At 58.4% G+C, this 13,366-nt stretch carries 9 protein-coding genes and 1 tRNA gene; 3 read left to right on the top strand and 7 right to left on the bottom strand.

Features of this window, described 5'->3' with window-relative positions; translation table 11 throughout:
- Nucleotides 1-336: 336 nt before the first annotated feature.
- The 5 genes from K227x_RS23265 to K227x_RS23245 form a co-directional block, all read right to left on the bottom strand.
- Nucleotides 337-1,092, bottom strand: a complete 756-nt coding sequence (locus K227x_RS23265; protein WP_261343466.1) for a serine/threonine protein kinase — start codon at nucleotides 1,090-1,092, stop codon at nucleotides 337-339.
- Between the two features lie 12 nt (nucleotides 1,093-1,104).
- On the bottom strand, nucleotides 1,105-2,082 hold the full coding sequence (locus K227x_RS23260) for a protein kinase family protein (protein WP_145173517.1): 978 nt from the start codon (nucleotides 2,080-2,082) through the stop codon (nucleotides 1,105-1,107).
- A gap of 329 nt (nucleotides 2,083-2,411) precedes the next feature.
- Nucleotides 2,412-3,650: a DUF1559 domain-containing protein gene (locus K227x_RS23255; RefSeq protein WP_145173514.1), complete on the bottom strand. Its 1,239-nt coding sequence runs from the start codon at nucleotides 3,648-3,650 to the stop codon at nucleotides 2,412-2,414.
- 178 nt (nucleotides 3,651-3,828) lie between these two features.
- Nucleotides 3,829-4,038 carry a hypothetical protein gene (locus tag K227x_RS23250; protein WP_145173510.1) on the bottom strand — a complete coding sequence of 70 codons (210 nt, stop codon included), beginning with the start codon at nucleotides 4,036-4,038 and terminating at the stop codon, nucleotides 3,829-3,831.
- Nucleotides 4,039-4,697: 659 nt separating this feature from the next.
- A tRNA-Ile gene (locus K227x_RS23245) sits at nucleotides 4,698-4,771 on the bottom strand.
- A 329-nt stretch (nucleotides 4,772-5,100) separates the two neighbouring features.
- Here K227x_RS23245 and K227x_RS23240 point away from each other — a divergent pair.
- Together K227x_RS23240 and K227x_RS23235 are read left to right on the top strand one after the other, a co-directional pair.
- Nucleotides 5,101-7,086, top strand: coding sequence for a redoxin domain-containing protein (locus K227x_RS23240; RefSeq protein ID WP_246146115.1), 1,986 nt, complete (start codon nucleotides 5,101-5,103; stop codon nucleotides 7,084-7,086).
- A gap of 392 nt (nucleotides 7,087-7,478) precedes the next feature.
- A complete protein-coding gene (locus K227x_RS23235; protein WP_145173504.1) occupies nucleotides 7,479-7,889 on the top strand; it encodes a hypothetical protein in 411 nt (136 codons plus the stop codon).
- A 319-nt stretch (nucleotides 7,890-8,208) separates the two neighbouring features.
- On the opposite strand, the gene gnd is transcribed toward K227x_RS23235, so the two are convergent.
- Complete coding sequence (gnd, locus tag K227x_RS23230; protein WP_145173501.1) at nucleotides 8,209-9,687, bottom strand: decarboxylating NADP(+)-dependent phosphogluconate dehydrogenase; 1,479 nt, start codon at nucleotides 9,685-9,687, stop codon at nucleotides 8,209-8,211.
- 499 nt (nucleotides 9,688-10,186) lie between these two features.
- On the opposite strand from gnd, the gene K227x_RS23225 reads away from it, so the two are divergent.
- Nucleotides 10,187-11,584, top strand: coding sequence for a DUF1598 domain-containing protein (locus tag K227x_RS23225; RefSeq protein WP_246146113.1), 1,398 nt, complete (start codon nucleotides 10,187-10,189; stop codon nucleotides 11,582-11,584).
- Nucleotides 11,585-11,966: 382 nt separating this feature from the next.
- Here K227x_RS23225 and K227x_RS23220 read toward each other — a convergent pair whose 3' ends face one another.
- Nucleotides 11,967-13,343, bottom strand: coding sequence for an IS4 family transposase (locus tag K227x_RS23220; RefSeq protein ID WP_145173496.1), 1,377 nt, complete (start codon nucleotides 13,341-13,343; stop codon nucleotides 11,967-11,969).
- Nucleotides 13,344-13,366 lie beyond the last annotated feature (23 nt).

Raw genomic sequence — 13,366 nt, 5'->3', positions numbered from 1 at the left:
GGGGCCAGTTTTTACGCTCAGATCGTGCGGATGGTGATGGTTTTACGCCCCAGAGCATCCCTGGGCGGGGCGGACATTTGGTCTGGCGGGCAGGGTGGGTTGGTGGGGCCCCGGCGAACATGCGTCTTCGCCGTCCACACAGTGGGTGATCGCAATCGAAGGCGGATCGCCAGATTCAGCCCGTGTTTTGCCTGCATTCGGAACGCTTCCTGCCCAGGTTCCGTTTCCCGGGGTGACGTCAGGGGAATGGTGATTCGCTGTCGCGAGAGCCCGACGGGTGATCGCTCGGCGCGATCAGGATCCACTCGGACCGTTCGACGATTTTGATGTTCCCATTCACACTGCAGCGAGTTGTAGGATTTCGGCATCCAGCTTCTTTTTGTGCGGGCAGCCATGGTCTTTCCACCAAGCCGCGGAGTCGTCATTGGTCCAGTGGCGATCGATCACGCAATCCTGCAGTGCGTGTTTGAGCAAATGCACGTTGTCGAAACGGTTCTCGGGCTTCTTTTCCAAGCAGGTCATGATGACCTGGGCCAATTGCGGCGACAGATCGGGGGTCAGGACCATCGGATTGGTCGGGATGTCTCGGGCATGGGACATGATCACCCGCATCGCGTTGGAGTCCACGAACGGCGGCTGCCCAGTGGTTAGGTAATAGGCCACCGCACCAAGCGAATAGATGTCGCTACGCCGATCCGGGGGCTCGCCCATCGCCTGTTCCGGCGACAGGTACAGCGGTGACCCGGTGATCGACCCGTCGCGGGTCAGCCCGTCGTCCGCCGAGTCGCTGTCGGGTTGGGACGTTCCCGATGCTGGTGCGGTTTGGCGGACCAGGCCAAAGTCCAGCAGTTTGGCGACATCGTGCATCCCACCGCGGCGGGCGGCAAAAATATTGGCAGGTTTCAGGTCGCGGTGGATGAACCCCTGGCAATGCGCCTCGGCCAGCGCGTCGCATACTTGGGTTAGCAGGTGGATCACGCGTTGGGCCGGCAATGGGTGATTCCCCTTCACGATTTCGTCCAGGTTCATCCCTGGAAGGTATTCCATCACGTAGTAGAAGGTGCCGTCTTCGCTGTTGCCGTAGTCGTAGATTTCGACGGTGTTTCAGTGAGTTAATCTGGCGGTGGCTTGCACCTCGCGTTCGAATCGGGCCAGGTTTTGAGCCGATTGAGCCATCTCGGGGCGGATCAGTTTGATGGCGCAGGGGCGTTTCAGCATGCGGTGCTCGGCCAAATACACTTCGCCCATGCCGCCCTTGCCCAGCAGTTTCTTCAGCTGGTACTGGCCCATCTTGCGAGCCTCGAAGGCCTCACGCCGCAGTGATCGGATGGATCGCACGCCCCAAATGGCGATCGTGGCGGCCCAGATCATGGTCAGAAAGAGCCGGATCAGCATGAATCGGAGATCGGGATCGTCCGACATCACCTGTGCAAAGGTTCCGGATGTCAGCCGGGCCCCCACGGTAATGCCCAGCGGAATCATCGCCAGCGGGACAATCACCGCAGCGGCTCGTTGCCAAGTGTTGGGGATGAAAAGTGCGTAGGTGAACAGCAACAGCAGCCAGGGCGGCGAGATGTCCGCCATGTAGCCCGCTGCGAGCGAATCTTTCAGGTTTTGGAAGTTGATCATCACAAAGAAGATCGCGGGGCCACCAAAAACGATCGCCTCGACGATCCGGATTCCCCGCAGCGCCATTTTGCAGTTCACGCACAATCGCCAACCGATGGCCAGTTCAGCGATGGTGACGGCAAGGTGAGTCCAAAATACGATCGGGCGAGGCTCGGCCGTTGAATGGAAAATGCCCAGCAATTTCAAAATGAAGTACGTGGCGAACCCGGATCCCATCAGCAGCGATGCCAGTCGCAGTCGTTCCTGCAGCCGTCGATGCGATTCTTCGCTCATCGAAGGTCCGCTGCCCAGCACCAGGCCCATTCGCCACGACCCTGCTTTGCTGGGTTTTGCTTTCCCGGCGGGATCGATGTCGGATGGCGGCTTGGCTGGCTCTGCCAGCATGGTTTCGTCCATCACGCTGTGATCCACCCCGTCAACTGTCAGGTCGGTCTGTGCCGTCGATTTCGTCACCGCGTTGCTCTCGTTGCAAGGGTAGAAGGCTGGGCAAGCATCGCAGGCACAACGGCATCGGTCCTGTGACAGGATGCTGAGCTGGCAAGGGCCGCTGGCATCAGGGGCACGGCAGCGGGTGCGAGGGATCGTGATTCGCTATGAATAATAGCGGTCTAGCCTAGCATTCCGCATCGAGGCCCATTTGCGCGGCATTGCGGGGGGCATTGCGCCCCGTCCCGCGGGTCCGTGCGGCTTGAATCCCCCGCCCGGCTCGTCTTTTTGTGGGGAGGATAGCTGGGGAGAGGCTGCTGGCGAAGTTCACGACGGGGTGTTTGGGAGTGGGGGGCTTACAGTTCTTGGTCGATGACTTCGCGTGTGGCTCGCGTTCCCAGGGCGCCCCATAGCCCGTAGGGGCTAGGTTGTCCGGCAGCGCGAAGTCCGGTTCCGTTCCACCAAATGTTGCCAGCGGTCTGGTTTCCGGTATCAATGGAATCGGTGATGAACTTCACCGCCCCGTCGCCCATCAACACGTGCACGCCGCCCTGGTGGCGGCTGCTGGGGCCATAGATTCCTGGTTGCCAGGTGCTGGGGCCTGTGCTGCAGATTGGCGAATTCGGTGGCGTGATCGTGGTGATCGTTGAAAAAACGGGGAAACCACAGGCCCATTTGAGTCCGCGTTGAATCTGGGCTCCTCCGGCAAAGGCCGTGGATGTGTTCACCCAGTACGACGGACGCTGCGGGTCGATGTGGATCGATGTGCTGCACAGCGACGGGTTGTTGATGATCGTGGCCGAGAAAGATGCATCATCGATGGCTTGGGTTGTGACGTCATGATCGCCCAGGTCGGTGTTCATCTCGCCCGCCATGACGGTGTTGGCAAGGCCGTCTAGAACATCACGAAATGCCATTCGGACACGCGATCGGAACATTCCACGGCATGCCTTCGATGCACGTGGGTACTCGGTCGCATCGGGCTCGCCAGTTTCTTTGACGCCGCCGGTGTTCTGTTGTCCCAGAGCATCGCCGACGCCGACGCCATAATTGGTTCGCCCTTGTGCCGGCAGCCCGGCTCCTGGATCGCTTGGACAGCGATAGGTCGCAACATCCGTCATCCACGGGTCGTAGCGTGCGTTGGAGTGTCCGGTCAGACCCATTTCGGGGTTAGGACCCATCGCGCTGTAGTAAAGCTCCGGAGTCGCTGGGTCGGTGACCGCAAAGGGATTGCTGATCTGTTCCCACAGGCCCTGCTGTTCGATGAACGGCAGCAATGGGACCAACGCACTGAGGTTGTTGCGGTTGTTGCCGCCAAATTGGCCGCCCGGCGATCGAGGCAGGTGTGCTTGCAAGGTCGATCCGTAAAGCCTGGATGTGCCACCGCGGCTTTTGGGCAGCTGGTTGAATGCCGAGTGGTAGTTGTGGAAACCCAGTCCCATCTGTTTGAAGTTGTTGCTGCAGCTCATTCGCCTCGCCGCCTCTCGTGCGGCTTGGACCGCTGGCAGCAGCAACCCAACCAACACGCCGATGATTGCGATCACGACAAGCAATTCGACCAGCGTGAAGCCGCTGCGGCGGACGGAAATGTTCATGGATTTGCCTGGTAGATGAAAATCAAAATCAAAATGATACTGAGGCGCAGGGCGTGGGCAACCTTCGGTGGGTTGCCGATTCGCCTGTGAATTCTAGACGCTGCGGGACCCCATCCGACAAGGTCCGCCGGTTTGGCAGCAGCCGGATTCCCATCCAGACGCCGCGCTCGACTGCCGGTTACTGGTTGCCGGCGGCAAACTCGTCCGTTTCGCTGACGGGGCCGTCCTCTGCCAATTCGGCCTTGTCAGGGTTGGCCGAGATGTAGTCCTGGATTTCGTTCGAACTGGCACCGGTTTGATTCGTATCGTTGCCGCCGCAGCCAACAAGCGGAACGATGGTCAGTGCCAGCAGGCTGGCCAGGATGGTTGTGTGTGATCGGTGCAGCATGGGGTTTTTTGCAGGTGAGGCGATTGGCGGGGGGCGTGGCGGAGTCGGCGCACAGGTATCGGGGAATTGTATGCCAGAGGAAAGGTTGTCTGGGTTGGCCAAGGCTTGCCGAGTAAGGAATGCCGAGGCTTGCCCGATAAGGAATAGGGCAGTCGAAATGGCGGTCGGCCACGCATGCCACTGGTCGGCTTTGGGCAAGATCCGCGTTTCGTCGCAAGACGATTTGCTAGCACGGTCAACCGTGGCATTTCGGTCATCGTCGGGCTGGCCTATCTGGTGCCGGGGCTAACGTTTGCCGGGGACGATTGGGAAATCTCTTCCACCAGCAAGCCGGATGCTACCCAGGTTGATCCGCGGTTGCAACGGATTCGCTGGGCTGCGAGTGGCGGCGTGCCGGGTGGGCGACTGCCTGGCTGCGTTTCAAGAAGGAAGATTGCCTCGCCAAATCCGCGATGGGCAGACCCCAGATGACTGGCCCTCGATAGCCAGACCCGCGATAGCCAGACCCGCGGTGACGTGGGAAAGGCTCGTTGTCGATTCCCGGCCGAGGCGCCGGTGAACCGATCCGGAATGGCGTAGGTGCAAAAAAAAAGCCCGCGATGTGCGGGCTTGGTGCCTTTCGGCATCGCCGGGCTGCTGTTTGCAGCCTGGCAATCAAATGGGCGTACCAGAACTCGAATCTGGGACCTCGTCGTTATCAGCGACGCGCTCTAACCAACTGAGCTATACGCCCGTACTGTTCTCTGCCGCCGTTTACGAGCAAGTCGTGAAGGTGGCTGGATCAGAGCGGCAAAGTTTACGGAAACTGGTTTCGCTGTAAAGGGAAGTTGGCAGTCGAATTCGCATCTTCTTGCCGGTTTCTGGCCAGAATGCCTGTCTTTACCGGTATTTTCGCTGCAAATAAACGGCTCGGAGGTCGAAGAAACTGGTTCCGAATCGTTGCTGTTGGTCCAGAATCGACATTTTCTTTGTCGGCTAGGTTCGGCACAATGGTGATTGTGGCCCCCGCGAGACCGGCGCCATCAATGGTGGGGGTCTCGCAGCTAACCTTCCTTTCTGCTGATGAGATTCAACCGGATGACGGATCATTTGTTGTTGCGACGTTTCCTAGCCCGCGTAGGTGGGACCAGGATGATCGCTGGAAATCGACGTCTACGACTAATTGTGGCCGGAGCCGTGGCTGGATCGGTGGTGTCCGTGGCAGGGTCTGCGGTTGCTGCTTCGCCCAGCCCCGTGTCGGCATTGGCCCTGAAGCCTGTTCAGGACGGTGTCGACTTTGAAACGGTCACGCCCGATGTCGCGGCCAAGTGCAGCGTGAACGATATCGACCGCAAGGGTTGGTTCGGGTGGGAAGTGGTTTCGCCCGACGGAATGATGCTGCGGCGATTTGCGGATACCAACGGCGACAAGAAGATCGACTTGTGGAGCTATTACAAATTCGGCGTCGAGGTCTATCGAGATGTCGACGAGGATTTCAACGGCAAAGCGGACCAGTATCGTTGGTTGGGAACCGGCGGCACCCGCTGGGGGATGGATGATGACGAAGACGGCCGCATCGACCGTTGGAAACAAATTTCGGCCGAAGAGGTCTCGGCTGAACTTGTCGCTGCACTGCGGGACGCTGACGCGGCTCGGTTTGCGCGTTTGTTGATCACCGCCGACGAACTGAAATCGCTAGGGCTCGGAAAAGAAAAAACAGAACTGCTCTCTGCCAAGGCGGATCGTGCGGCTCGCGATTTCCAAGGGCTGGCGAAACGTCAGTCCTCGGTCGGATCCAAGGCCCGTTGGGTCCAGTTCGCCGCTTCGCCTCCCGGGATCGTGCCCGAGGGAACCGACGGTTCGACATCCGACGTGATGGTTTACGAAAACGCCGTTGCGATGTTCGAAGAATCCGACAAGGGCGGCCAGTTGTTGGTCGGTACCTTGATCCGATCGGACGACGCTTGGCGATTGGTCGAACTGCCTTCGGTGGGTGGTGACGGCGAGGCGATCGCTCAAACGACCGGCAACTTCTTCACCCCAGGCGGATCAGGTATCGCCAACGGTGCCGCAGCCGGCGGGATCGGCGAAGCGACTCAGCGCTTGGTGACGGCATTGGAATCCGTCGATGGCAAGCTGGCCGAGGCAACCAATAAATCGGATATCGCGAAGCTGCATGGTCAACGTGCGGACGTGATCGAAGATCTGATCAGCAATGCCGAAGGCGACGCGGTACGTGATTCTTGGGTTCGTCAGCTGGTCGATACGCTTAGCTTGGCCATCCAAAGCGGTGCCTATCCCGACGGGATGGAACGGTTGCGGAAAGTCTCGCCACGCTTCGGAAGCAAAGACGAACAGTTGGCGGCCTATGCCGACTATCAGGCGATCAGTACCGAATACGTGCTGCGTCAAACGCCCGAAGCCGATTTCGCCGAAGTCCAAAAGTGGTACTTAGAAGCCCTGACCGGTTTCGTGGATCGCTACCCTCGCACCCCCGAGACCGCTCAGGCCTACCTGCAGCTGGCGCTCAGCAAGGAATTCGAGGACAAGGAAGCCGAAGCGCTGGACTATTACAAAAAGGTCGCTGCGGCGTTCCCCGGCACCGATGCCGGCGAAAAGGCAGCCGGAGCGGCTAGGCGTTTGGATTCGGTCGGACGTCGCATCGAATTGGAAGGCGGCACGATCGACGGAAAATCGTTCAGCCTGGCGAGCCTGCGTGGCAAGCCCGTCGTCGTCCACTACTGGGCAACTTGGTGCGAACCTTGCAAACAGGACATGAAATTGCTGCGTCGATTGCAAGCGGCGTACCAGCGGGCTGGGCTGCAATTGGTCGGCGTCAACGTCGATGCCACCGGCGAATCGGCGGCCGCCTACCTGCGTGAAAATCCCCTGCCTTGGGTGCAAATGTTCGAACCTGGTGGGCTGGAATCCAGCCGGCTGGCCAAAACACTCGGTGTCCAAACCCTGCCCACGATGATGTTGATCGACGCCGACGGCAAAGTCGTCCGCCACAACGTCCGTGCGGCCGAGTTGGACGAAGAACTGACGTCGATGTTGAAGCGAAAGTAGGCCTCGGCCGAACCCCGTCAAAGACGATCGATCACTTCGAAGCCCGGCAGCGGTGCCCTATCCGATGGCGGGCTTTTTTCGTGCCCGTTCGGACGTTCGGGCGAGTTTGGGGGTGGAGCTAGCAAGAGGGAAGGGGAGAGATGTGTGGGGAGAGCGTGATTGCCGGATCTGCGTCGCTCCGCTCCTTGATCCCGCCTACTTGGTTTGCGGTTTGTGCTTCGGGGGGGCGATCGGATTGGACGCGGTCATGTGGGGATCGTTTTGTACTCAGGTTGTTTTTGTGAACTGGCGCAATGGTGCCGAAGTTTGCTTACTGGCCTGGTTCGTGGTATCGTGATCGCCCTACCTGGGGTCCTTTTCTCAGGCAGGACGCCCCGGTGTGAGTATCTGAGATGGCCAAGAACAACGACCTGAAACGAAGTCTCAAAGCAGCCGATCGGCGCAGGTCCCGGCGTCCGCGGGCCGTTGATTCGACGGGCGCCAGCGCGGCTCAGTCGTCGGCTTCGAACCAGGTGGATGTGTCGGGCCTGCTGGTCGTCGACATCTTGGCCGCTCACCGAGAAAGCGGTCTCCGCGACTCGGAACTGGTTGTGTCGCTGCGAGCCTGTTTGGCCGCCAGCACGCCAAGCCAGGATCGAAGTCAGCAGCTGATGCAGCGGCTGGCGCAAATCGAGAACCGCGATGACGTTTCGCCGCGAGCGTATCGAGAAGCCGTTCGAGGGATTCTGGCAACCGCGCTGCAGCATCGCGTGGCCGACAACGATCACGCTTTCATGCAATTTCTGACCGTGCTGTCGAACTGACACTGCTGGGCTTGGAGTGCAAGTTCAAGTGCAAGTTCAAGTTCAAGTTTCCTGCACGTCTTCCAGGTCTAAAACTTAAACTCGAACTTAAACTCGAACTCGAACTTCTTCTTCTCCTCCCACCCCGCTCCGGAAAACAAACGGTCGATCCCACCCTCCCGATCCCGTTTCCAATCCCTGATCCATCCTAAAGTGGATGCACCATTCACTTTTCGATAGGCACGAAAAAAGGGACGCAGCCGGATGGCTTGCGTCCCTTTTCGAAGTTGATCGATGCGCTGAGATCGCCTACCGCTAGGCGCGGTGGCATCAGCTGCGACTAGGCTTTGGGTTCTTTGCGAAGATCGATCCATTCGGTGTGGAAGGTGCCTTCTTTGTCGGTCCGCTGGTAGGTGTGAGCACCGAAGTAGTCACGTTGGGCTTGCAGCAAGTTGGCGGGCAAGCGGTCCATGCGGTATCCGTCGTAGTAGCACAGGGCGGTGCTGAACGCGGGGACGGGAATGCCCATCACCGACGCCACGGCGACAACCTTGCGCCATTTTTCCTGAGCGTTCTCGACCGCGTTCTCGAAGTACTCGGTCAGCAGCAGGTTTTCCAGGTTCGCATCGGCGTCAAACGCTTCTTTGATACGGTCTAGGAATTGGGCGCGAATGATGCATCCGCCACGCCATAGCAGTGCAGCGGCCCCGTAATCGAGGCCCCAACCGTGTTCGGCCGACGCGGCTTGCAGTTGCACAAAGCCTTGGGCGTACGAAACGATTTTCGATGCGTACAGTGCTTGTCGGACTGCTTCGACGAATTCGGCTCGATCCCCAATCAGCGATTTTGCGATCGCTTGCAGTTCGGGGTTCGACGATGGCGAGGGGCCGTTGAGTGTCTTGCTGGCTCGCACGCGCGCTTCTTTTTGAGCCGACAGACCGCGAGCGAACACGGCGGTCGTGACCAGGGTGCTAGGCACACCGAGGTCCAGCGCCAGTTGGCTCATCCATTTGCCGGTTCCCTTGGCACCCGCGACGTCCAGGATCTTGTCGACCAAGTGATCGCTGCCACCCTGGTCGTCTTTGACGCTGAAAATGTCGCGAGTGATCTCGATCAGATAGCTTTGCAGTTCGCCACGGTTCCAGTCGTCGAAGACGTCGTACAGTTCGTCGTTGGTCAGCCCGCCGAGTTCGTGCAGCAGTTGGTAGGCTTCGCAGATCAGCTGCATGTCGCCGTATTCGATGCCGTTGTGGACCATTTTGACGTAGTTGCCCGCACCGCCACTGCCCAGCCATTCGCAGCATGGGATGTCGTCGTTGGGGCCAACCTTGGCAGCGATCGACTGGAACATTTCTTTGATGTGGGGCCACGCGTCGGCGCTACCGCCTGGCATCAGGCTGGGGCCCTTCAAGGCACCTTCTTCGCCACCCGATACGCCACAGCCGACGTACAGCAGGCCGGCCGCTTCGACTTGCTTGGTGCGTCGTTCGGTGTTTTCGTAGAATTCGTTTCCGCCGTCGATGATGATGTCACCGGGTTCGCAGAAAGGCAGCAATTGTTCGATCAGCGCGTCCACCGCGGGGCCGGCTTTGACCAGCATCATCAGCTTGCGAGGTCGTTTGACTGACTTGACGAACTCTTCGATGGTGTGAGTTCCGACGAAGTTTTTGCCCTTCGCACGGCCTTCCATCAACGCATCTACCTTGGAGGTCGTCCGATTGTAAACGGCGACCTTGTACCCACGGCTTTCGACGTTCAGGGCCAGGTTCTCGCCCATCACTGCCAATCCAATCAGACCAAAGTCACAGTCGCCGCTCATTATTTATTCCGTGGGAAAAAGTTTAGGAATCGTGTGGTCGTGCAAGCCGCGGATTTTAGGGTCTGGTCGCCGGTTGGACCAGCATGCGACTGGTTTGGCCCAGGCTAGCGTCGCTTTTCGGCCCGCCAGCCCCGGTCATCGTCGCCGTCGTGGCTGGTGCAGGGGCCCGAATTGGGCTTCCAAGGTTCCCGTCAGCGGAATTTGCCGAAAAACGCAGATCGGACGGATCTTTGCCCCGATGCACGCTGCGGTGGGATTGGATCGGGACAGGCTGGCAAGTGATCCGGGCTGGATAGGCCTCCGGACCTAGAAATCCCGCACGACCCGAAATTCCGCTCGAAAGTAGCCCTGTTTACCCAAACGGACCGCTTGTTTTGTTGCTGGACGCCTATTTTGCGATTATCGTCAGAGAGGAAACCTGGCAGGTCTGCCTGTGTGGAATCCCCTTTTCCCGGTTCGTTTCCCGGTTTGACTTCTTCGGCGTCCCCCATCAATGAACATGTACCAACGCATCTTTGCCATCGTGGCCCTCGCTGGTCTCTCTCTGGCGTCTTCGCAATCGCTGCATGCCCAGGATGGCAGCGCCAATCAAGACACGCTTCTGATCGGTCAGCCGATCGCTGGTATCGACGTCGATGCGACCGGCGTGTTGCGGGTCAAGCAGTTTGATCCGCGAGTCGCTGTGCAGCGTCTGGCCGCAGCCCGCGCCCAAGTCGGTGCTGGCGACGCCAACGTGATGAATCCCAGCCCGCTGCGAAAGATTTCGCTGAACCGTTTGGAAGCTGCGATCGCCGATCGAATCGCTGCTGGCGAAAGCATCCAAGACGAAATGAAGGCCTTGGCCGGGCTGACGTCCGTTCAATACGTCTTCTATTACCCCGAAACTCAAGACATCGTGATCGCCGGGCCAGCCGAAGGATTCTTCGCCGACCCGACCGACCGTTTGATCGGGATGCAATCGGGTCGCCCGGTGGTGTTGCTAGAAGACATGGTGACGGCACTTCGCGCCTACGCACCTGGCAGCCAAGCGACTTCGGTGATCAGCGTTTCGATCGATCCGACCCCCGAAGGCCTGCAATCGATGCAGAACTTTCTGTCCTCGGTTCGAGGCCGCGTTCAACCGAGCGATGCACGCCGGTTGGCAATGGGACTGAAGAACAACCTGGGCCTGCAAACGGTTTCCTTCAAAGGTATCCCCACCGACACCCACTTTGCCCGCGTGTTGGTCGAAGCCGATTATCGAATGAAGTTGGTCGGTATCGGACTCGAAAGACTGCCGGTTCGACTGCAAAGCTATGTCGATCGTGCCAGCCCATCCAGCGTCGCAGCCAACGCCATGGAACGTTGGTACTTCCAACCGAACTACGACGGTGTCGCCGTTAGCGAAGACGGTTTGGCAATGAAGATCAAAGAACGTGGTGTCCAGTTGGTGGGAGCCAACGAACGGGTCGCCGCCGGTGGAAAACGAGTCAAGGGTGGCCGCGTCAATGCTGCCAGCCAAGCGTTTTGCCGAGATTTCACTGAACAGTTCAACCTGATCGCGTCACGCGTTCGAGTCTATGGCGAACTGCGTCAATTGATCGATGTGGCCATCGCAGCGGCCTACATCCAAGAACAAGATTTCTATGGACAGGCCCAGTGGGACGCCAGCGTGTTGATGGACGAATCGAAAGTGACCGTTCAGACCTACCAAGCACCCGAGCAAGTGGAAACCGCGGTCAACGCGATCTGGAAGGGCAACACACTGATGACCCCGCTCGGTGGCGGCGTCCAAATGCAGCCTCGCATCGCACTGAAGAAAGACCACGTCACCATCGACACCAAGGGCGAAAACACGCAAGTGAAACAGTCCGCCGGTCCCGCCGATCTGGCCGCTGGTCAGTGGTGGTGGGATTGATCTTCGACAAATGGTGGGCTGGCAAACTTGAATTGCTGGCCTGCCGGATGTCGATGTTAAGGTAGGTGGCGTCGAGGTTTCTCCATCGTTTAGCACCGGGGAAAAGTTCGAGTTCAAGTTCGAGTTCGAGTTCAAGTTGAGCTCAGGGAAACGGGTTTGAAAACTTAAACTCAAACTCGAACTCGAACTTAAACTCTCCCTCCCCTTCCCCACGTTCGCGCCCGCCTTGTCGGGCCCATCGACCGGCCATTGCCTAGGACGGGGATGGATCGCTGCGCTGCGATGGCATCGTTTAACGCCGGGGAAAAGTTCGAGTTTAAGTTCAAGTTCGAGTTCGAGTTGAGCTCAGGGAAACGGGTTTGAAAACTGAAACTCAATACCGCTAAATTAGCACCTTGACGGCGTCTGGAAATTTCTTCTCGAGCTTCGGCAGTTTTCGGTGTTCAGGCCGTGCTTTGGGCCACTTGCTTTGCGTTTTTTTGATTACTCGCGGATTGATTCGATTGCGACGTTCGGGCAAGACTTCTTCGCTGATTTCGGCGATCAAGTTATCGTGCCACTGTTTGATCCCTCGATCGCTGCGAGGAGCCTCGGGGAGGCGAACGCGGAGAATTTTCAATGCACCAGTGAATGAGATTCGACGCGGCGCGACTGTCGCCTGCGAAGCCGCGTCGAACATCGTTTTGCGAACGACGAAGTGTGCCGTCAGCAGACCGTAGACTTCTTGGATCACACCCGCTGGACTCTGGCTGCGAAGCGTCGCGGCAGTGCGTGCATGAGTCTTGATCTCGTCAATCGCGATCTCCTCTTCCCAACGCTCGTGATACAGTTCGATCAACACCGTCGCGGGATGTTCCAATGGATCAAGCATGGAGGTGACCAAGCGATGAACTTCATTGTGTCCGACACGTTGCGGGTCATCCAAGGTGTACTCGATGACGCGAATGGTGGTTCCGTTTCGATCGTGAATTCGTTCGTAGTCGGTGTCGTAAATCTTTGCCAAGTAAGATCCATCACGCAGCGTCTCGATCGGCTTGAGAATGCGTGAGACTTTCGCTCGACCGAGGAAGTGCGATTTCCGTTCTAGGACGATTTTTACGAGTTCTGTGGCGAAAAAACCGATGTCAAAGGTCAGCAAAGAACCCGCAGGAAGGCTGCGATAAACGTGCTTGGCCAGTGTGACTTCCCCACAGCGAATCGGCTTGGCAAGGAATTCGAAGAAGACGTGCGAACCGACTTCGCAAAGCGCCACGATCCGGAGCTGGGGAAAGGCTCCCAGTGAAGAACCGTTCTTGGGTTTTCCAAAGGCTCGGCAGTTCGCTTCGCTGTCGGGTAAGTCCAAAACGAACCCGTCGACGGCAACCAATCGTAAGCCACGGTAAAAGGCACCGCGAGTCGTTTCATTACAAAGGCACTTCACGACACTGCGGTAGACTTCGGCGAGCACTGGAATTCCAAGCTTGGCTCTTGCCAGCGTCAATGCACTCCGAGTCGGTGTCGCATTCTTGGCGAATCGGTGCAGTGACTTAAAGACTTGTCGGTACGAATCATCGCCGAAAAGCCCCAGTGCGATGGTGAACCAGACCATCATGGTAGCCGGGCATTTTGAACACTTCCTTCGGTCAGGATTGTCCTTGCCAATGATCGCATTGACCTTGCGTTTTGAGATGATCCTCTTGAGGCATCGGATTCGCTCGCTGACGGTCTGACTCGTAAATTTGGCTTGCTCTGAACCACAAAAAACGCCAAGCTCTTTCATCGCAGCCTCCTTGCTGGGTGATG

The organism is Rubripirellula lacrimiformis (assembly GCF_007741535.1).
Taxonomy (GTDB): Bacteria; Planctomycetota; Planctomycetia; order Pirellulales; family Pirellulaceae; genus Rubripirellula; species Rubripirellula lacrimiformis.
The sequence above is the reverse complement of the archived record's forward strand: the minus strand, read 5'-3'. Positions and strand labels throughout refer to the sequence as shown.

What these genes read in the sequence shown, in the direction of transcription:
- K227x_RS23225 (WP_246146113.1), top strand. Translation starts at nt 10,187, where the DNA reads ATGTACCAACGCATCTTTGCCATCGTGGCCCTCGCTGGTCTCTCTCTG.
- K227x_RS23255 (WP_145173514.1), bottom strand. Translation starts at nt 3,650, where the DNA reads ATGAACATTTCCGTCCGCCGCAGCGGCTTCACGCTGGTCGAATTGCTT.
- gnd (WP_145173501.1), bottom strand. Translation starts at nt 9,687, where the DNA reads ATGAGCGGCGACTGTGACTTTGGTCTGATTGGATTGGCAGTGATGGGC.
- K227x_RS23240 (WP_246146115.1), top strand. Translation starts at nt 5,101, where the DNA reads ATGAGATTCAACCGGATGACGGATCATTTGTTGTTGCGACGTTTCCTA.
- K227x_RS23235 (WP_145173504.1), top strand. Translation starts at nt 7,479, where the DNA reads ATGGCCAAGAACAACGACCTGAAACGAAGTCTCAAAGCAGCCGATCGG.
- K227x_RS23250 (WP_145173510.1), bottom strand. Translation starts at nt 4,038, where the DNA reads ATGCTGCACCGATCACACACAACCATCCTGGCCAGCCTGCTGGCACTG.
- K227x_RS23220 (WP_145173496.1), bottom strand. Translation starts at nt 13,343, where the DNA reads ATGAAAGAGCTTGGCGTTTTTTGTGGTTCAGAGCAAGCCAAATTTACG.